This is a genomic window from Pseudomonas sp. MAFF 730105 (assembly GCF_055380705.1).
Genome location: NZ_AP018438.1, coordinates 130,048 through 150,153 on the forward strand (window position 1 = coordinate 130,048; position 20,106 = coordinate 150,153).

The 20,106-nt window shown below is 57.8% G+C and carries 10 protein-coding genes, 2 tRNA genes and 4 rRNA genes; 12 read left to right on the forward strand and 4 right to left on the reverse strand.

What is annotated here, in order from left to right:
- Positions 1-25: 25 nt before the first annotated feature.
- The 4 genes from PCOSP_RS00640 to PCOSP_RS00655 form a co-directional block, all read right to left on the reverse strand.
- Positions 26-1,462 carry an NAD(P)(+) transhydrogenase (Re/Si-specific) subunit beta gene (locus tag PCOSP_RS00640; protein WP_139641621.1) on the reverse strand — a complete coding sequence of 479 codons (1,437 nt, stop codon included), beginning with the start codon at positions 1,460-1,462 and terminating at the stop codon, positions 26-28.
- Positions 1,462-1,782: an NAD(P) transhydrogenase subunit alpha part 2 gene (locus PCOSP_RS00645; RefSeq protein ID WP_003220416.1), complete on the reverse strand. Its 321-nt coding sequence runs from the start codon at positions 1,780-1,782 to the stop codon at positions 1,462-1,464. The genes PCOSP_RS00640 and PCOSP_RS00645 overlap by 1 nt, the downstream gene beginning before the upstream one ends.
- Positions 1,783-1,797: 15 nt before the next feature.
- Positions 1,798-2,919 carry a Re/Si-specific NAD(P)(+) transhydrogenase subunit alpha gene (locus PCOSP_RS00650; protein ID WP_139641623.1) on the reverse strand — a complete coding sequence of 374 codons (1,122 nt, stop codon included), beginning with the start codon at positions 2,917-2,919 and terminating at the stop codon, positions 1,798-1,800.
- Between the two features lie 435 nt (positions 2,920-3,354).
- Positions 3,355-4,251: a LysR family transcriptional regulator gene (locus tag PCOSP_RS00655; RefSeq protein WP_175362210.1), complete on the reverse strand. Its 897-nt coding sequence runs from the start codon at positions 4,249-4,251 to the stop codon at positions 3,355-3,357.
- Positions 4,252-4,408: 157 nt separating this feature from the next.
- Between PCOSP_RS00655 and PCOSP_RS00660 the strand changes: the two genes are divergently transcribed.
- The 12 genes from PCOSP_RS00660 to pgaB all read left to right on the forward strand — a co-directional run bounded on the left by PCOSP_RS00660 (position 4,409) and on the right by pgaB (position 20,105).
- On the forward strand, positions 4,409-5,590 hold the full coding sequence (locus tag PCOSP_RS00660) for an acyl-CoA dehydrogenase (protein ID WP_175385340.1): 1,182 nt from the start codon (positions 4,409-4,411) through the stop codon (positions 5,588-5,590).
- 13 nt (positions 5,591-5,603) lie between these two features.
- Positions 5,604-6,824, forward strand: a complete 1,221-nt coding sequence (locus PCOSP_RS00665) for a CaiB/BaiF CoA transferase family protein (protein ID WP_464710073.1) — start codon at positions 5,604-5,606, stop codon at positions 6,822-6,824.
- A 640-nt stretch (positions 6,825-7,464) separates the two neighbouring features.
- A 16S ribosomal RNA gene (locus tag PCOSP_RS00670) occupies positions 7,465-9,000 on the forward strand.
- Positions 9,001-9,065: 65 nt separating this feature from the next.
- Positions 9,066-9,142 (forward strand) — tRNA-Ile (locus PCOSP_RS00675).
- 26 nt (positions 9,143-9,168) lie between these two features.
- A tRNA-Ala gene (locus PCOSP_RS00680) sits at positions 9,169-9,244 on the forward strand.
- Positions 9,245-9,496: 252 nt separating this feature from the next.
- Positions 9,497-12,388, forward strand: a 23S ribosomal RNA gene (locus PCOSP_RS00685).
- A gap of 159 nt (positions 12,389-12,547) precedes the next feature.
- Positions 12,548-12,663 (forward strand): 5S ribosomal RNA (gene rrf, locus PCOSP_RS00690).
- A gap of 107 nt (positions 12,664-12,770) precedes the next feature.
- Positions 12,771-12,886: ribosomal RNA gene (gene rrf, locus PCOSP_RS00695) — 5S ribosomal RNA — on the forward strand.
- Together the 16S, 23S and 5S rRNA genes with 2 tRNA genes alongside form the textbook arrangement of a ribosomal RNA operon.
- 192 nt (positions 12,887-13,078) lie before the next feature.
- On the forward strand, positions 13,079-13,714 hold the full coding sequence (locus PCOSP_RS00700; protein WP_139650247.1) for an NADH:ubiquinone oxidoreductase subunit N: 636 nt from the start codon (positions 13,079-13,081) through the stop codon (positions 13,712-13,714).
- Between the two features lie 156 nt (positions 13,715-13,870).
- Complete coding sequence (locus PCOSP_RS00705; protein ID WP_464710074.1) at positions 13,871-15,376, forward strand: YdgA family protein; 1,506 nt, start codon at positions 13,871-13,873, stop codon at positions 15,374-15,376.
- A 238-nt stretch (positions 15,377-15,614) separates the two neighbouring features.
- Positions 15,615-18,095: a poly-beta-1,6 N-acetyl-D-glucosamine export porin PgaA gene (pgaA, locus tag PCOSP_RS00710; protein ID WP_464710075.1), complete on the forward strand. Its 2,481-nt coding sequence runs from the start codon at positions 15,615-15,617 to the stop codon at positions 18,093-18,095.
- A gap of 12 nt (positions 18,096-18,107) precedes the next feature.
- Positions 18,108-20,105: a poly-beta-1,6-N-acetyl-D-glucosamine N-deacetylase PgaB gene (gene pgaB / locus PCOSP_RS00715; RefSeq protein WP_464710077.1), complete on the forward strand. Its 1,998-nt coding sequence runs from the start codon at positions 18,108-18,110 to the stop codon at positions 20,103-20,105.
- Position 20,106: the final 1 nt, after the last annotated feature.

Sequence of the window (20,106 nt, forward strand, 5' to 3'; positions counted from 1 at the left end):
GGGCGTTTCAGTGAAGCAGAGAGCGTTATTCCACGGCTTTGACCATGTCTTCGATGACTTTCTTGGCGTCACCGAACACCATCATGGTCTTGTCCAGATAGAACAGCTCGTTGTCCAGGCCGGCATAGCCGCTGGCCATGGAGCGCTTGTTGACGATGATGGTCTTGGCCTTGAAGGCCTCGAGGATCGGCATGCCGGCAATCGGCGATTTCGGATCGTTCTTCGCCGCCGGGTTGACCACGTCGTTGGCGCCGAGCACCAGGACCACGTCGGCCTGGCCGAACTCGGAGTTGATGTCCTCCATCTCGAACACCTGGTCGTATGGCACTTCAGCCTCGGCCAGCAACACGTTCATGTGCCCGGGCATGCGACCGGCCACGGGGTGGATCGCGTACTTCACGGTCACGCCATGGTGAGTCAGCTTCTCGGTCAGCTCTTTCAAGGCATGCTGCGCCCGGGCCACCGCCAGGCCATAGCCCGGCACGATGATCACGGTATCGGCGTTGGTCAGCAGGAACGTTGCGTCATCCGCCGAGCCGGATTTCACCGGACGCGCTTCTTTCGAGCCGGCCGGACCTGCCGCATCGGCGCTGTTGCCGAAGCCGCCCAGCAGCACGTTGAAGAACGAACGGTTCATCGCCTTGCACATGATGTACGAGAGGATCGCACCGCTTGAGCCCACCAGGGAGCCGGCGATGATCAGCATCGAGTTGTTCAGCGAGAAACCGATACCGGCCGCAGCCCAGCCCGAATAGCTGTTGAGCATCGACACCACCACCGGCATGTCCGCACCGCCGATGGGGATGATGATCAGCACGCCCAGCACGAATGCCAGGGCCAGCATCAGGGCAAATGCGCTGAAGTTGCCCGTGACCATGAACGTTACGCCCAGTCCCAGTGTGGCCAGGCCCAGGATCAGGTTGAGCTTGTGCTGGCCGCCGAACTGCACCGGCGCGCCTTGGAACAGGCGGAACTTGTACTTGCCGGACAGTTTGCCGAAGGCGATCACCGAACCGGAGAAAGTGATTGCACCGATCGCCGCACCGAGGAACAGCTCCAGGCGGTTACCGGCCGGAATCGAGTCGCCCAGTTGCTTGACGATGCCCAGGGATTGCGGCTCGACGACGGCGGCGATGGCGATGAACACGGCCGCCAGGCCGATCATGCTGTGCATGAACGCCACCAGCTCCGGCATCTTGGTCATCTCGACGCGTTTGGCCATGATCGAGCCTGCGGTGCCGCCGATCAGCAGACCGACGATGACATAGCCGATGCCCGCGGTTGCAAGCTCGGCCCCCAGCTTATAGATGAGGCCCACGGTCGTGGCGATCGCCAGCGCCATGCCGAGCATGCCGAACAGATTGCCGCGACGGGATGTAGTCGGGTGCGACAGGCCCTTGAGGGCCTGGATGAAACAGATCGACGCGATCAGGTACAGCGTCGTTACCAGGTTCATGCTCATTACTTGGGCGCCTCTTCTTTTGCTTTCGGGGCTTTTTTCTTGAACATCTCAAGCATGCGGCGCGTCACCAGGAAGCCACCGAATACGTTGACCGCGGCCAGGGCCACAGCCAGGGTGCCCATGGTCTTGCCCAGCGGTGTCACGGTCAGCGCGGCGGCGAGCATCGCGCCGACGATCACGATCGCCGAAATGGCGTTGGTCACGGCCATCAAGGGGGTGTGCAGTGCAGGCGTTACGTTCCAGACCACGTGGTAACCGACATAAATCGCCAGCACGAAGATGATCAGGTTGTAGATACCGGGGGAGATAAGCTCTTCCATTGTCTGAATCCCTGCTTAGGCGTTTTTGCGGATGACCTGGCCGTCGCGGCACATCAGGCACGCGGCGACGATGTCGTCTTCCAGGTTCACGTCGAACTGACCTTCCTTGGTGAAGACCAGCTTCAGGAAGTCCAGCAGGTTACGGGCATACAGTGCCGAAGCGTCGGCTGCGACTTCACCGGCCAGGTTGGTCGGGCCGACGATGGTCACGCCGTTCTCGACAACCACCTGATCGGCCACGGTCAGCGGGCAGTTGCCACCCTGGGCTGCCGCGAGGTCAATGACCACCGAGCCGGGTTTCATCTGTGCCACGGTTTCGGCGCTCAGCAAGGTCGGTGCCTTGCGGCCGGGGATCAGCGCGGTAGTGATGACGATGTCAGCCTGCTTGGCGCGTTCGTGCACAGCCTGGGCCTGGCGTTGCATCCAGCTTGCGGGCATGGGGCGAGCGTAGCCGCCGACACCGACGGCGCATTCGCGTTCTTCGTCGGTTTCATAAGGCACGTCGACGAACTTGGCACCAAGGGATTCGATCTGTTCCTTCACCGCCGGACGCACGTCCGAAGCTTCGATCACCGCGCCCAGGCGTTTAGCCGTGGCAATCGCCTGCAACCCGGCCACGCCCGCACCGAGAATCAGCACGCGCGCCGCTTTCACGGTGCCTGCCGCCGTCATCAGCATTGGCATGAAGCGAGGGTAGTAGTGCGCGGCCAGCAGCACGGCCTTATAGCCGGCGATGTTGGCTTGGGACGACAGCACATCCAAGCTCTGGGCGCGGGAGGTGCGCGGCGCTGCTTCGAGGGCGAACGCGGTGATGCCGCACTCGGCCAGCTTGGCGATGGTTTCGTTGTTGAACGGATTGAGCATGCCCACCAGAACGGTGCCGCTCTTGATCAGCGTCAGTTCGCTATCGCTGGGAGCAACCACCTTGAGGATCAGTTCGGCCCCGAACGCCTCGCTGGCGCTGCCAATGGTCGCGCCTGCGGCCTCATAGGCACTGTCGATAACGCTGGCCTTGAGACCCGCGCCGCTTTGAACAGTGACTTTATGACCTTGGCCGATCAGCTTCTTGATGGTTTCCGGGGTAGCAGCAACCCGTGTTTCACCCGTCTGGGTTTCGAGAGGAACACCAATGTGCACGTCAAATCTCCTGCGTGATCTTATTGAGTAAACCCATGCACTTCGGATGGTGCGACTGGGGCGGCGGATCAGCACGATCCCGCCGAATCAGGCGGGGCGCGGCATTTTGCAGGCGAAAATACAACCCTTCAAGGGATTATGACGGGTGACGAAAAATTAACTACAAGTCACCCTGTGACCGAATGTCGCAATCATCGGGTCATATCCCCTGTAGGCCGTGCCTTTCAAGGATTCAGGCTCAAATTGATAAATTTTCCCATCGGCCAGATGAATGAGCCGTAATGAGCGGGGCGATATGGCTCAAAGCCACGTATTTGAACGCTTCTGAGACTACTGTACTGATTTCTGAACAGATTGACTGATTGCGACAAAAACTTATATCTGTAGCGCTTTTTATTAGCTTACTACCGGAGTCAGTCATGACTGATTTCCTTATTAATCAGGCACGTAGCCTCTGGCCTGGCCTACCAGCCAATCACGAAAAGCTCGCAGCGATGCAGATTCGACCTTTCGTTCCGGGATCATCAGGTAATAGGCCTTGATGCTCGATAGCGCGTTGCTGTTGGCAACGACCAAGCGTTTTTCCGCCAGCTCCCGCTGGATCAGGAAGGGCGGAATCAAGGCTATTCCCATGTCGTGCATGGCGGCCTGGGCAAGCATGGAGAATAGTTCATAACGCGGGCCTGTCAGGTCGCGGGCAACATTGAGGTCCTGCGCGTTGAACCACTGGCGCCAGGCATATGGACGGGTGGTTTGCTGCAGCAGGGGTAACTCGGCAATGGCTTGCGGTGTCAGGTTGCTGCGGTCGCCCAATAGCGCGGGGCTACAGACTGGCATGGGATTTTCACCCATGAGTTTGTGGGATTCGGTGCCGGACCAGTCGGCGTCGCCAAAATAGATGGCGGCGTCAAAGTCCGTGTCCGCAAACAGAAAGGGGCGCGTGCGATTGGTCAGGTTGACGGTGACTTCCGGATGTTGCTTCTGGAAATCCTTCAGGCGCGGTAACAGCCATTGGGTCCCAAACGTGGGAACCACGGCCAGCTCAATCACGTTCGCGCCGGTGTGCCCCATCACCGAGAGCGTATCGCGCTCGACGGCGTCCAACTGGGTGGCAACCCGGCGGCTATAGGACAGGCCGGCTTCAGTCAGTTTGACGCCGCGCCGCGAACGTCGGAACAACTCCACGCTGAGAAAATCCTCCAGGCTGGCGATCTGTCGGCAGATCGCCCCTTGGGTGAGCGAAAGCTCCTGCGCGGCCTTGGTGAAGCTCTCATGGCGTGCGGCGGCTTCGAAGCTGATCAGTGCGGCGGTGCTGGGTATCTTTCTACGCATGTACGGAGACCTCACTGGTCGGCGGCATAAACAGGGCTTTTGGCGTTTACGGAGTGAGAAATTAGCACAAGCACATGCGTAATCGTCGTTTGCCCTCGTAGGAAAGCGCGCCTAGGATCAATCCACGACTTTTCATTTGATTGGCGAGGATTTTTTCATGGCCGGTAAAGCGAGCTTCAACTGGATCGATCCATTGTTGCTGGACCAGCAACTCACCGAAGAAGAGCGCATGATCCGCGACACTGCCCAGCAGTTCGCCCAGCAGAAGCTTGCGCCCCGGGTGCTGGAAGCGTTCCGTCATGAAAAAACCGACCCGGCGATCTTTCGTGAGATGGGGGAAGTGGGACTGCTGGGCGCCACCATTCCGGAGCAGTACGGCGGCAGTGGTTTGAACTACGTCAGCTATGGCCTGATCGCTCGTGAAGTAGAGCGGGTCGACTCCGGCTACCGCTCGATGATGAGTGTGCAATCTTCGCTGGTCATGGTGCCTATCAACGAGTTTGGCACCGAGGCCCAGAAGCAGAAGTACCTGCCGAAGCTGGCCTCCGGTGAGTGGATCGGTTGCTTCGGTCTGACCGAGCCGAACCATGGTTCCGACCCGGGCGCGATGATCACTCGTGCGCGCAAAGTCGAAGGCGGCTACAGCCTGACGGGCAGTAAGATGTGGATCACCAACAGTCCGATTGCCGATGTGTTTGTCGTGTGGGGCAAGGACGACGCCGGTGATATCCGCGGTTTTGTACTGGAGAAAGGCTGGAAGGGCCTGAGCGCGCCGGCCATCCATGGCAAGGTCGGGCTGCGGGCTTCCATTACCGGCGAGATCGTCATGGACAACGTGTTTGTTCCGGAAGAGAACATCTTCCCGGATGTGCGTGGTCTGAAAGGTCCGTTTACCTGCCTGAACTCGGCACGCTACGGCATTTCCTGGGGCGCCTTGGGCGCCGCGGAGTTCTGCTGGCACACCGCTCGTCAATACACCCTGGATCGCCAGCAGTTTGGTCGTCCCTTGGCGGCCAACCAGTTGATCCAGAAGAAACTGGCCGATATGCAGACTGAAATCACCCTCGCCCTGCAAGGATGCCTGCGTCTGGGGCGTATGAAAGATGAAGGCACGGCGGCGGTGGAGATCACCTCGATCATGAAGCGTAACTCCTGCGGCAAATCCCTGGATATCGCGCGTATGGCGCGGGACATGCTGGGTGGCAATGGCATCTCCGATGAGTTCGGCATTGCCCGTCATCTGGTGAACCTTGAAGTGGTGAACACTTATGAAGGGACACACGACGTTCATGCGCTGATCCTCGGTCGCGCGCAAACCGGTATCCAGGCGTTCTATTAATAGGAGAACGGCCATGGGCGCGCTTTCGCACCTGCGGGTACTGGATTTATCGAGAGTCCTGGCCGGGCCGTGGGCCGGCCAGATCCTGGCGGACCTGGGGGCGGAGGTTATCAAGGTCGAGCGCCCGGGCAATGGCGACGACACGCGTGCCTGGGGGCCGCCCTTCCTGAAGGATGGGCGGGGCGAAAATACGACCGAGGCGGCTTATTACTTATCGGCCAATCGTAACAAGCAGTCGGTCACCATCGACTTCACCCGACCCGAGGGGCAGAACCTGGTGCGGGAGCTGGCAGCCAAGTCCGACATCCTGATCGAGAACTTCAAGGTCGGTGGGCTTGCAGCCTATGGCCTGGACTACGACTCGCTGAAGGCGATCAACCCGCGGTTGATCTATTGCTCGATCACCGGGTTTGGCCAGACCGGTCCTTATGCAAAGCGCGCCGGTTATGACTTCATGATCCAGGGCCTGGGGGGGCTGATGAGTCTCACCGGTCGGCCCGAGGGCGATGAGGGGGCCGGGCCGGTGAAGGTCGGGGTGGCACTGACGGATATCCTCACGGGACTCTATTCGACTGCTGCAATCCTGGCGGCACTGGCTCACCGCGACCAGACCGGTGACGGTCAGCACATCGACATGGCATTGCTGGACGTTCAAGTGGCTTGCCTGGCCAACCAGGCGATGAACTACCTGACGACAGGCAATGCGCCGAAACGATTGGGCAACGCTCACCCCAATATCGTGCCTTATCAGGATTTTCCTACGGCTGATGGCGACTTCATTCTTACCGTGGGTAACGACGGCCAGTTCCGCAAGTTTGCTGAAGTCGCTGGTCAACCGCAGTGGGCTGATGATCCTCGTTTTGTAACGAACAAGCAGCGGGTGGCGAACCGAGCGGTACTGATCCCGTTGATTCGCCAGGCGACGGTGTTCAAGACCACTGCTGAATGGGTGGTCCAGTTGGAGCAGGCCGGAGTGCCCTGCGGACCGATCAACGATCTGGAGCAGGTGTTTGCCGATCCGCAGGTGCGGGCTCGCGGACTGGCAATGGAGTTGCCTCACGCGTTGGCCGGTAAGGTGCCCCAGGTAGCCAGCCCGATTCGCTTGTCCAAGACGCCCGTGGAATATCGTCGTGCGCCTCCGTTGTTGGGGGAACACACGCTGGAGGTGTTGCAGCGTGTGCTTGGCTTGGATGAAGCGGCTGTAACTGCTTTTAAGGAGGACGGAGTCATTTGAAGCTTTCTTCTATATAGAGGGGAGGCTTTTGGCGGGTGTAGACGGCGTTTTATCGGGTGTGTCGCAACGTATTGATAGAAAAGCGAAATTAAGGGTTGACGGCAGATTCTGAGTCTCTATAATTCGCCCCACTTCCGGCGCAGTCGAAACTGAAAACTCCTTGAGTTTCAATGAGTTAGACGATTTAAGATGGCGCAGGGCTTCAGTTCATCGAAGTCCGGAAGGAGTCGGCAGGGCGTGTTGTTTGGCCCCGTTGACGGTTCGATCTTCTCGGTCGAAAGCGGTGAAAAAGAGGTGTTGACAGCAGCGACTAACGCTGTAGAATTCGCCTCCCGCTAACGAGAGATCGGAAGCGCAAGTGGTTGAAGTTGTTGAGGTTTTGAAAAGCAAAACTTTGAAAACTTCCAAAATAATCGCTTGACAGATACACGGGGCGCTGTAGAATGCGCGCCTCGGTTGAGACGAAAGGCTCGACCCACCGCTCTTTAACAACTGAATCAAGCAATTCGTGTGGGTGCTTGTGGAGTCAGACTGCTAGTCAACAGATTATCAGCATCACAAGTTACTCCGCGAGAAATCAAAGATGTAACCAACGATTGTTGAGCCAAGTTTAGGGTTTTCTCAAAACCCAAAGATGTTTGAACTGAAGAGTTTGATCATGGCTCAGATTGAACGCTGGCGGCAGGCCTAACACATGCAAGTCGAGCGGTAGAGAGGTGCTTGCACCTCTTGAGAGCGGCGGACGGGTGAGTAATGCCTAGGAATCTGCCTGGTAGTGGGGGATAACGCTCGGAAACGGACGCTAATACCGCATACGTCCTACGGGAGAAAGCAGGGGACCTTCGGGCCTTGCGCTATCAGATGAGCCTAGGTCGGATTAGCTAGTTGGTGAGGTAATGGCTCACCAAGGCGACGATCCGTAACTGGTCTGAGAGGATGATCAGTCACACTGGAACTGAGACACGGTCCAGACTCCTACGGGAGGCAGCAGTGGGGAATATTGGACAATGGGCGAAAGCCTGATCCAGCCATGCCGCGTGTGTGAAGAAGGTCTTCGGATTGTAAAGCACTTTAAGTTGGGAGGAAGGGCCATTACCTAATACGTGATGGTTTTGACGTTACCGACAGAATAAGCACCGGCTAACTCTGTGCCAGCAGCCGCGGTAATACAGAGGGTGCAAGCGTTAATCGGAATTACTGGGCGTAAAGCGCGCGTAGGTGGTTCGTTAAGTTGGATGTGAAAGCCCCGGGCTCAACCTGGGAACTGCATTCAAAACTGTCGAGCTAGAGTATGGTAGAGGGTGGTGGAATTTCCTGTGTAGCGGTGAAATGCGTAGATATAGGAAGGAACACCAGTGGCGAAGGCGACCACCTGGACTGATACTGACACTGAGGTGCGAAAGCGTGGGGAGCAAACAGGATTAGATACCCTGGTAGTCCACGCCGTAAACGATGTCAACTAGCCGTTGGGAGCCTTGAGCTCTTAGTGGCGCAGCTAACGCATTAAGTTGACCGCCTGGGGAGTACGGCCGCAAGGTTAAAACTCAAATGAATTGACGGGGGCCCGCACAAGCGGTGGAGCATGTGGTTTAATTCGAAGCAACGCGAAGAACCTTACCAGGCCTTGACATCCAATGAACTTTCCAGAGATGGATTGGTGCCTTCGGGAACATTGAGACAGGTGCTGCATGGCTGTCGTCAGCTCGTGTCGTGAGATGTTGGGTTAAGTCCCGTAACGAGCGCAACCCTTGTCCTTAGTTACCAGCACGTTATGGTGGGCACTCTAAGGAGACTGCCGGTGACAAACCGGAGGAAGGTGGGGATGACGTCAAGTCATCATGGCCCTTACGGCCTGGGCTACACACGTGCTACAATGGTCGGTACAGAGGGTTGCCAAGCCGCGAGGTGGAGCTAATCCCATAAAACCGATCGTAGTCCGGATCGCAGTCTGCAACTCGACTGCGTGAAGTCGGAATCGCTAGTAATCGCGAATCAGAATGTCGCGGTGAATACGTTCCCGGGCCTTGTACACACCGCCCGTCACACCATGGGAGTGGGTTGCACCAGAAGTAGCTAGTCTAACCTTCGGGGGACGGTTACCACGGTGTGATTCATGACTGGGGTGAAGTCGTAACAAGGTAGCCGTAGGGGAACCTGCGGCTGGATCACCTCCTTAATCGACGACGGCAGCTGCTCCATGAGCTCCCACACGAATTGCTTGATTCATTGAAGAAGACGATTGGGTCTGTAGCTCAGTTGGTTAGAGCGCACCCCTGATAAGGGTGAGGTCGGCAGTTCGAATCTGCCCAGACCCACCAATTACTGGTGTACCCTGTAGCGATACGGGGCCATAGCTCAGCTGGGAGAGCGCCTGCCTTGCACGCAGGAGGTCAGCGGTTCGATCCCGCTTGGCTCCACCATTTACCGATTGGTGACCCTCGTTTAAAGCTTAGAAATGAGCATTCCATCAAGACGATGATGAATGTTGATTTCTAGTCTTTTGATTAGATCGTTCTTTAAAAATTTGGGTATGTGATAGAAAGATAGACTGAATGGCACTTTCACTGGTGTTGTTCAGGCTAAGGTAAAATTTGTGAGTTGCTCGCATGAGCAAGATCGAATTTTCGGCGAATGTCGTCTTCACAGTATAACCAGATTGCTTGGGGTTATATGGTCAAGTGAAGAAGCGCATACGGTGGATGCCTTGGCAGTCAGAGGCGATGAAAGACGTGGTAGCCTGCGAAAAGCTTCGGGGAGTCGGCAAACAGACTTTGATCCGGAGATGTCTGAATGGGGGAACCCAGCCATCACAAGATGGTTATCTTGCACTGAATACATAGGTGCAAGAGGCGAACCAGGGGAACTGAAACATCTAAGTACCCTGAGGAAAAGAAATCAACCGAGATTCCCTTAGTAGTGGCGAGCGAACGGGGACTAGCCCTTAAGCTTCTTTGATTTTAGCGGAACGCTCTGGAAAGTGCGGCCATAGTGGGTGATAGCCCTGTACGCGAAAGGATCTTAGAAGTGAAATCGAGTAGGACGGAGCACGAGAAACTTTGTCTGAATATGGGGGGACCATCCTCCAAGGCTAAATACTACTGACTGACCGATAGTGAACTAGTACCGTGAGGGAAAGGCGAAAAGAACCCCGGAGAGGGGAGTGAAATAGATCCTGAAACCGTATGCGTACAAGCAGTGGGAGCAGACTTTGTTCTGTGACTGCGTACCTTTTGTATAATGGGTCAGCGACTTATTTTCAGTGGCGAGCTTAACCGAATAGGGGAGGCGTAGCGAAAGCGAGTCTTAATAGGGCGTCTAGTCGCTGGGAATAGACCCGAAACCGGGCGATCTATCCATGGGCAGGTTGAAGGTTAGGTAACACTGACTGGAGGACCGAACCGACTACCGTTGAAAAGTTAGCGGATGACCTGTGGATCGGAGTGAAAGGCTAATCAAGCTCGGAGATAGCTGGTTCTCCTCGAAAGCTATTTAGGTAGCGCCTCATGTATCACTGTAGGGGGTAGAGCACTGTTTCGGCTAGGGGGTCATCCCGACTTACCAAACCGATGCAAACTCCGAATACCTACAAGTGCCGAGCATGGGAGACACACGGCGGGTGCTAACGTCCGTCGTGAAAAGGGAAACAACCCAGACCGTCAGCTAAGGTCCCAAAGTTATGGTTAAGTGGGAAACGATGTGGGAAGGCTTAGACAGCTAGGAGGTTGGCTTAGAAGCAGCCACCCTTTAAAGAAAGCGTAATAGCTCACTAGTCGAGTCGGCCTGCGCGGAAGATGTAACGGGGCTCAAACCATACACCGAAGCTACGGGTATCACGTAAGTGATGCGGTAGAGGAGCGTTCTGTAAGCCTGTGAAGGTGAGTTGAGAAGCTTGCTGGAGGTATCAGAAGTGCGAATGCTGACATGAGTAACGACAATGGGTGTGAAAAACACCCACGCCGAAAGACCAAGGTTTCCTGCGCAACGTTAATCGACGCAGGGTTAGTCGGTCCCTAAGGCGAGGCTGAAAAGCGTAGTCGATGGAAAACAGGTTAATATTCCTGTACTTCTGGTTATTGCGATGGAGGGACGGAGAAGGCTAGGCCAGCTTGGCGTTGGTTGTCCAAGTTTAAGGTGGTAGGCTGAGATCTTAGGTAAATCCGGGATCTTAAGGCCGAGAGCTGATGACGAGTTACCCTTTGGGTGACGAAGTGGTTGATGCCATGCTTCCAAGAAAAGCTTCTAAGCTTCAGATAACCAGGAACCGTACCCCAAACCGACACAGGTGGTTGGGTAGAGAATACCAAGGCGCTTGAGAGAACTCGGGTGAAGGAACTAGGCAAAATGGCACCGTAACTTCGGGAGAAGGTGCGCCGGTGAGGGTGAAGCACTTGCTGCGTAAGCCCACGCCGGTCGAAGATACCAGGCCGCTGCGACTGTTTATTAAAAACACAGCACTCTGCAAACACGAAAGTGGACGTATAGGGTGTGACGCCTGCCCGGTGCCGGAAGGTTAATTGATGGGGTTAGCTAACGCGAAGCTCTTGATCGAAGCCCCGGTAAACGGCGGCCGTAACTATAACGGTCCTAAGGTAGCGAAATTCCTTGTCGGGTAAGTTCCGACCTGCACGAATGGCGTAACGATGGCGGCGCTGTCTCCACCCGAGACTCAGTGAAATTGAAATCGCTGTGAAGATGCAGTGTATCCGCGGCTAGACGGAAAGACCCCGTGAACCTTTACTATAGCTTTGCACTGGACTTTGAATTTGCTTGTGTAGGATAGGTGGGAGGCTTTGAAGCGTGGACGCCAGTCTGCGTGGAGCCATCCTTGAAATACCACCCTGGCAACTTTGAGGTTCTAACTCAGGTCCGTTATCCGGATCGAGGACAGTGTATGGTGGGTAGTTTGACTGGGGCGGTCTCCTCCTAAAGAGTAACGGAGGAGTACGAAGGTGCGCTCAGACCGGTCGGAAATCGGTCGTAGAGTATAAAGGCAAAAGCGCGCTTGACTGCGAGACAGACACGTCGAGCAGGTACGAAAGTAGGTCTTAGTGATCCGGTGGTTCTGTATGGAAGGGCCATCGCTCAACGGATAAAAGGTACTCCGGGGATAACAGGCTGATACCGCCCAAGAGTTCATATCGACGGCGGTGTTTGGCACCTCGATGTCGGCTCATCACATCCTGGGGCTGAAGCCGGTCCCAAGGGTATGGCTGTTCGCCATTTAAAGTGGTACGCGAGCTGGGTTTAGAACGTCGTGAGACAGTTCGGTCCCTATCTGCCGTGGACGTTTGAGATTTGAGAGGGGCTGCTCCTAGTACGAGAGGACCGGAGTGGACGAACCTCTGGTGTTCCGGTTGTCACGCCAGTGGCATTGCCGGGTAGCTATGTTCGGAAAAGATAACCGCTGAAAGCATCTAAGCGGGAAACTTGCCTCAAGATGAGATCTCACTGGAGCCTTGAGCTCCCTGAAGGGCCGTCGAAGACTACGACGTTGATAGGCAGGGTGTGTAAGCGCTGTGAGGCGTTGAGCTAACCTGTACTAATTGCCCGTGAGGCTTGACCATATAACACCCAAGCAATTTGCTGACCTGAAAGGGCACCAGATTGCGGTGTGTGAAGACGAAACGAACCGAAAGTTCGGACTGACTCAGCAGCAACACACAAACTATCGCATACCCATTCGCTGGAACGTGACCGCAAGGCACGCGCTGGCTACCGAATTTCTTGACGACCATAGAGCGTTGGAACCACCTGATCCCATCCCGAACTCAGAAGTGAAACGATGCATCGCCGATGGTAGTGTGGGGTTTCCCCATGTGAGAGTAGGTCATCGTCAAGATTAAATTCCGAAACCCCTATCTGCTGATGCAGGTAGGGGTTTTGTTTTAGTAGAAGTTATCGATTTTCGCCGGCACGTTGCTGTTGAACGGGCTGGTCACAGAATTTCTTGACGACCATAGAGCGTTGGAACCACCTGATCCCATCCCGAACTCAGCAGTGAAACGATGCATCGCCGATGGTAGTGTGGGGTTTCCCCATGTGAGAGTAGGTCATCGTCAAGATTGAATTCCCAGAACCCCTGTCTGCTGACGCAGACAGGGGTTTTGTCGTTTTGGGCCGGTAATCGGATCGTGCCCCTGATTACTGCCGACACCCCGGCAAACCGTGGGGCCGTTGCTATGCTGTGAGAGTCGGGGACTGGCAAAAAAAGAGTCCGCGACGTCAATGCGTCACTGGTCATGGGGATTCCAATAATGAAAAACCCTTATGTTCCCGGTTTCTGGTGCGCCATCGCGGCGTTGGTGCTGCTTTCGGCCACTTATTTCTATGGCGTCATGCTGACTCACCAGATCGAAAAAGCGCTGATATTCCTGGACAGTGCATCTGCGCTGATCGGCGTGATATCCATCGCCATCGTTGCCTGGGCGTCGCTGCAAGGGCAACGCATCAAGAAGAAACACCTGGGACAGGGCAAGACCCTGGTGCTGATCTGGGACACCAAGGTCGCATTAAGACGCGTCGAAACGGTGTTCGATCGTTATTTCTGGGGCAGCTACTGGCAGCCTGGTCGTACCTTCCAAGAGGTCATGGGTGAACTCACAGGCACTCCGCTGGAAAAAAGTCTCGAAGCCCTGAAAATCCAATGTGCCGCTCTGGACAAACAAATCGCCCAGGACGGCTGGCATTGGCTGAGCAATGCCCGTGAGCTATGCGATGTGGCCAATGCCATGGCCCGTGAACGTTATCAGTTGGATTTCTGCGACCCTCGTGCAGAGTCATCGGGCGCGGCGGTCATCAACCGCGATTTCGAGGTGCTGGTGTACACCTGGACAGCGCGGCTCAGGACTTTCGACCATCAACTGGACGAAATTGAAGTCCAATATTCGTAGACCACCTCTCAAGAATTTGCTTTATCCCCTTTAAACATTGGGCCCCCAAGGGTGCCTGATGGTAATCTCCCCCCCTCTTTACGGCGTCAAGCCATACCCTTCGCGGGTCAGGGAAGACGACGGCTTTTTCAACCATGGATATCGATCGGGTCACTTATGAATAAATCAGCAAGCGTACTCTTGGGAATCGTTGTAGCGATCGGAGCTATCAGTGCGGGCGGCGCCTGGTACACCGGGACCAAGCTTGAGGGCGTGCTGCAAACTGCCATTGCCGAAAGTAACAAGCAGATGGTGACTGCCTTGGCCGGCTCCAACAGCTCGTCCTCCATCGAACTGGTTTCGCTGGATCGTGGGATCTTCAGCAGCACCGCTCATTATCGTCTCAAGGGTGAAGGCGATATGTTCGGTGGCGAAGCGGTGGAGCTGCTGGTCGTGGACAACATCGAACACGGTCCGCTGCCTTTTTCCCGTCTGATGACCCTCAAGTGGCTGCCGGTCATGGCCACCAGTCATGCCGAAATCGAACGGACCCCGCTGACCGAAAAATGGTTCGCCGCCGCCAAGGACAAGTCGCCGGTCAAAGGTGTGTTCAACCTGGGTTACGACCAATCGGTCAACGGCACGCTGGAATTGCTGCCGCTGGACGCCAAGCTGGATGAGCAGTCCCAGGTCGTCTTCTCCGGCCTGAAACTCGACCTGGCCGCCAATGCCCAGGCACAGAAGATCAAGGCGGACGGCTACATGGACAGCCTCAAGCTGACCAGCGTCGCGGAGGATCAGAGCCCGGTACTGGTTGAACTGAATGGCCTGACCCTTGCCAGCAACCTGAGCAAGAGCACCTACGGCTATTACATGGGCGATAACGCCCTGATTCTGAGCAACCTCAAGGCCAGCTTCGGTGAGCAGAAGTCGGTGGTGGGCCTGAAGAATATCGAGATGAAAAACAGCAGCACCGAAAGCGGCACCAGCGCTTCGGGGCGTGCCGATTACAAGATCGGTGAGTTGTCGTTCAACGATAAGACCATTGGTGCCGCGCAGATGGCAATCAGTGCGAAGAACCTCGACATTCCCGCCACCATGTCGCTGATGCAGGTTTATCAGGCCAAGTTGCAACCCTATGAAAAAGCCGCCGCCGAAGCCGCTGAAGCTGGCGAGCCCGCTCCGGAACTGAACCTGACCGAGGCCGAAGAGGCGAAGGTCAAGGCCGACCTGGAAAAACTCCTGGCCGCTGGCCCGCAGATCGCGTTGGAGAATCTGTCGTTCAGTACCGCCAGCGGTGAAAGCCGTGCGAGCCTGGTCGTCGATCTGGCCAAGCCGCAATCGATGGACCTGCCGCCTGATGAGCTGGGTCGTCAGTTGCTCGCCCTGCTGGAATTCAACGTGAAAGTGTCCAAGCCGATGCTGGTGGACCTGGCGACCGTGCAAGCCCAGATGGAAGGTCAGACTGACGCCAAACTGATCGCGGATCAGGCCCTCGCCACCAGCGATATGTTCAGCGCCATGGCAGTGGGTACGCAGCTGGCGACCCTGGAAGGCAACGATGTGGTGACCAAGCTGCGTTATGCCAATAATCAGGTTGATTTCAACGGTAAGAAAATGACGGTCGAAGAATTCACCACGTTTGTGATGAATCAAGTGGGTGGCGGCGTCGCCGTTCAGTAACAGCGTTTAGCAACATCTGGAACCGGTCCGTGCCTTGCGCACGGGCCGGTTTTTTTTCGCCTTTCGATAGGAGCCGAATCTGTATCGATTCTGAAGAATTGTGGCGTTCTCAAAAATGCAGCGCCCCGCGATGCAAGACTAGGCCCATTAGAGCTTGGCTGGATTTCTTTGATCCGGCTTCCTGTTTGATGGGCAAGGGGGCACTGCGACCCGGCTGGCCATGTAAGGATGCTGACGAATGCCGCGTACTGTGGGTCCTCTTATTCAATGCGGTTTGCGCCCGTTGTTTGGCGTCGTGTTGTGCAGCCAGTTGTGCTGGCCGGCCTTCGCATTCGCCGATACCACCTATGACCAGATGGTGCTCGACGCCCGTGCCGGCCATTACACGCCTGCGTTGACCCTGTTGCGTCGGGTACCGGCCGGACAGGCCAGTGCCGCCCAGACCAGTGATTATCTGCAGATTGCCAGTTGGGCCGGCCTCGATACTGAAGTGGTGCAGGTCTATGAAACTCAGGGGCGCCACCGCAACCTGCCAGTCCAGGCGCTGAGCGCAACGGCTCGTGCCTACCGCAATCTCAGGCGTTGGGATTCGGCCGCCGAGCTGTACCGCCAGGCGCTGCTGATCGAACCCCAGAATCCTGACCTGCAACTCGGCCTGGCCTTGACCCAGGCCGATGCCGGCAAGCCCGATGAGGCCGTCGCTCGCGCAAGGGCCATGGTCGCCGCGAAGCCTGAAGACCCGACGCGTCGGATGGCCTTGGGCTATGCCTTGACCCGCGCCGGTAACCCTCACGGAGCGCTGTTCGAATACGACCAGGCGCTCTCGCACGCTGGCAGCAGGCCCGAAATCGCCGGGGAATACATCAATGCCCTGCAGCGTGCACGCCTGCCGGAGCCGGCATTGCGGCTGGCCCGTCTTCAGCCGGGTCTGATTGACCGCGGCGTGCAACGGCGGCTGGAAGGCGACGTGGCGGCCGAGCGGGTTCGCTTGGCGGACATGGCCAGTCGCAGCGAAAAGGACCGCTTCGTCATCGCCGATCGTGCCCTGGCCGATTACGATAAGTTGCTCGCCACCTGGACGCCGGTGCCCGAAGCCCATGATGACGTGCTTCGCTGGCGAATCGACCGCATGGGTGCGCTCAACGCCCGGGCGCGTCGGGCGGAAGTGATTGCCGAGTACCAGAAGTTGATCGCCGAAGGCGTGAGTATTCCCACCTACGCCTTGCGCTGGGTGGCGTCCTCCTACCTGGAGCAGCGTGAGCCGGAGATCGCCGTCGACCTGTACCGACGGGTACTGAGCGCACCGGACGCCGATGCCGCGGATCGCTTTGAAGACAGTACCGCCCTCTATTACGCGCTGCTGGAAAGCGAAAGATCCGAAGAAGCCCGTGCCTTGGCCGAGGACCTGGCGAAGTCCCAGCATCCACGAGTCGAGCTCAAGGGCTTGCCAATCGGCAACCCCAACGACGAATGGATGGATGCTCAACTGCTCGCCGCCCAGTCCGGGACCTATGGTGCCGATCTGCCTACCGCGGAGGCGCGCCTGGAAACCCTGGTCAATCAAGGACCCGGCAATATCGGCCTGCGGCTGGCCCAGGCTGATCTGTATCAGGCCCGGGATTGGCCGCGCCGTTCGGAAAACCTGCTCAAGGAAGTCGAGGCAACCACCCCGCGCAACCGGGACCTGGAAATCGCCCAGGCCCGCGCTGCCATGGATTTGCAGGAATGGCGGCAGTTGGATGTCCTGACCGACGATGTTGTTGCTCGTTACCCGGAAAACGCCCACGTCAAACGCTTGCAACGCCTGCGCGATGTGCACGACATGGCTGAACTGCGCATCGAGGCCTACACCGGTAAAAGTTATGGCGGCGGCAACGGCGATGCCGGTGCGGTGACCGGCAGTCGGGACTTCGGTGTCGAAACGTTGCTCTATAGCCCACCCATCGACGAGGACTGGCGGCTGTTCGGCGGCGTCGGCTATGCCACGGGCGACTTCGAGGAAGGCACCGGCCATCATCGCTGGCAGCGCCTGGGTGTGGAGCGTCGCAGCCGTGACATGACCCTGGAAGCGGAAGTCTCCAACCATGCCTACGGCTCCGGTGACAAACAGGGCGCGCGCGTGGCGTTGGCCCGGGATATCGATGATCACTGGCAGTACGGCGGCAGCCTGGATTACCTCTCGGCCAACACGCCGCTGCGTGCCCTCAACAGCGGCATTCGCGCCAATGGCGGCAGCGGTTTCATCCGCTGGCGAGCCCATGAAAGCCGCGAATGGCGATTGACGGTCAGCCCGTCCCACTTCAGCGATGGCAACAACCGTCTCGAAACCCTGCTGACCGGCCGCGAAGGTCTCTACAGCACCCCGCGCCTGCAACTGGAGCTGGGTCTGGAGGTAGCGGCCAGCCGCAACAGTGGCTCCAACGAAGTGCCCTATTTCAACCCCAAGTCGGACCTCGGCGTGATGCCGACCCTCACGGCCAACCATGTGCTGCATCGCCGTTACGAAACTGCATGGAGCCAGCAATTCCAGGTCGGTGCCGGCAGCTACAGCCAGCGCGACCACGGCACCGGCGCCATGGGACTGCTCGGGTACGGCCAGCGTTTCCTCTGGAACGACGTGCTCGAGGCCGGTGCCACGCTGAGCTGGCTCAACCGCCCTTACGATGGCGATCGTGAAAGCGATCTGCGCCTGCTTGTCGACCTCACCTACCGTTTCTAGAAGAGTTTGAAAATGCCTGTCATTTCGCGATTCATCCTTCTGCTGGGGGTCTTGCTGATCAGCGCGTGTGCCCAGCAGGCCCCGGCATTCACGCCGCCCTCGCAACGTTCCCTGGCGGCCAACGATGAGCCGTGGCCGAAGAACCATGTGCTCGGCATCGCCTATCACGACGTCGAGGACCTCGATCCGGACCAGGCGCTGGTGGCCGTGCGTACCGAACGACTGATCGAGCAACTGGCGTGGCTGCGGGAAAACAACTACCAGCCGGTGACCGTGGACCAGATCATCAACGCCCGTAAAGGCGGCCCCGAGCTGCCGCCGCGTGCGGTGCTGCTGAGCTTCGACGACGGCTATGCGAGTTTCTACACCCGCGTAATGCCGATCCTGCGCGCCTATAACTGGCCGGCGATCCTGGCGCCGGTGGGCAGTTGGATCGATACGCCGCTGGACCAACCGGTGGATTTCGCCGGGGTGCCGCGCAAGCGTTCCGAATTCCTGACCTGGGAGCAGATTCGTGAAGTGTCGAAATCGGGTCTGGTGGAGATCGCCGCCCACACCGACGCCAATCACAAAGGCATCCTCGCCAACCCGCAAGGCAACCAACAACCTGCGGCCACTACCCGGCGCTACGATCCCGCCACCGGTCGCTATGAAACCGAGGCCGATTTCCAGGCTCGCCTGCGCAAGGACGTGGCGTCGATCTCCGAGAAAATCCGCAAGGTCACCGGTTACCGTCCGCGAATCTGGGTATGGCCTTACGGGGAAGCCGATGGCACCGCGCTGCAGGTGATCGACAGCGAGGGTTATAAAATGGCCCTGACCCTGGAGGACGGCCTCGACAGCCTCGGTAACCTGATGAGCGGGCCGCGGTTTTTGGTGGCCTCCGATCCGGATGGCGCGCATTTCGCCGAAAGCATTGTTTCCGTGCAGACGAACGACCCGATGCGGGTGGTCCATGTCGACCTGGATTACGTTTACGACCCCGACCCTGTGCAGCAGGAAGCCAACGTCGGCAAGTTGATCCAGCGCATCTATGACCTGGGCGCCAACACGGTATTCCTGCAGGCCTTCGCCGATCCAAAAGGCGATGGCTTGGTGCGTTCGCTGTACTTCCCCAACCGTCACTTGCCGGTACGGGCCGATCTGTTCGACCGGGTCGCCTGGCAGTTGCGCACACGGGCCAACGCCAAGGTCTATGCCTGGATGCCGGTGCTCAGTTTTGCCCTGGATGCGAAGCTGCCGCGAGTGCAGCGCTGGGATCCGGAAACCGGCAGGACTGGCATCGCCCCGGACCAGTACGTGCGCTTGTCGCCGTTCGATCCGAACGTGCGCAAAGTCATCGGCGAAATCTACGAAGACCTGGCGCGGTTGAGCTCAGTGGACGGGGTTCTGTACCACGACGACGCCGTGTTCTCCGACTTCGAGGATGCCGGTCCCGCGGCCCTGAAAGTCTACGCCGCCAATGGCCTGCCGACGTCCATCGCCGCCCTGCGTGAAGACCCGGCAGCGATGCAACGCTGGACCCGCTTCAAGAGCCGCTACTTGATCGATTTCACCCGTGAGCTCACCGCCAAGGTCCGGGCGATTCGTGGTCCACAGGTGCTGACGGCGCGCAATATTTTTGCCGAACCGATGCTCAATCCCGACAGCGAAGCCTGGTTCGCCCAGAACCTCGACGACTTCCTCGGTGCTTATGACTGGACGGCACCGATGGCCATGCCGTTGATGGAGAAACAGACCCGCGCGCAGTCCGGCCCATGGCTGGAGCGCCTGGTCCAGACCGTCAAGGCCCGCCCCGGTGCCCTCAAGCGCACGGTGTTCGAATTGCAGGCCCGTGACTGGGACAGCAAGCCGGCCAGCGATATCGGGGGTGAACAACTGGCCGACTGGATGGGGCGCCTCAAGCGCCAGGGTGCGACCAGTTTCGGCTACTACCCGGACAACTTCATCGAAGACCAGCCCGCGGTGAAAACCGTGCGGCCGGCGCTCTCCAACAAGTGGAATCCTTGAC

What these genes read in the sequence shown, in the direction of transcription:
- PCOSP_RS00640 (WP_139641621.1), bottom strand. Translation starts at nt 1,462, where the DNA reads ATGAGCATGAACCTGGTAACGACGCTGTACCTGATCGCGTCGATCTGT.
- PCOSP_RS00645 (WP_003220416.1), bottom strand. Translation starts at nt 1,782, where the DNA reads ATGGAAGAGCTTATCTCCCCCGGTATCTACAACCTGATCATCTTCGTG.
- PCOSP_RS00655 (WP_175362210.1), bottom strand. Translation starts at nt 4,251, where the DNA reads ATGCGTAGAAAGATACCCAGCACCGCCGCACTGATCAGCTTCGAAGCC.
- PCOSP_RS00660 (WP_175385340.1), top strand. Translation starts at nt 4,409, where the DNA reads ATGGCCGGTAAAGCGAGCTTCAACTGGATCGATCCATTGTTGCTGGAC.
- PCOSP_RS00665 (WP_464710073.1), top strand. Translation starts at nt 5,604, where the DNA reads ATGGGCGCGCTTTCGCACCTGCGGGTACTGGATTTATCGAGAGTCCTG.
- PCOSP_RS00700 (WP_139650247.1), top strand. Translation starts at nt 13,079, where the DNA reads ATGAAAAACCCTTATGTTCCCGGTTTCTGGTGCGCCATCGCGGCGTTG.
- PCOSP_RS00705 (WP_464710074.1), top strand. Translation starts at nt 13,871, where the DNA reads ATGAATAAATCAGCAAGCGTACTCTTGGGAATCGTTGTAGCGATCGGA.
- pgaA (WP_464710075.1), top strand. Translation starts at nt 15,615, where the DNA reads ATGCCGCGTACTGTGGGTCCTCTTATTCAATGCGGTTTGCGCCCGTTG.
- pgaB (WP_464710077.1), top strand. Translation starts at nt 18,108, where the DNA reads ATGCCTGTCATTTCGCGATTCATCCTTCTGCTGGGGGTCTTGCTGATC.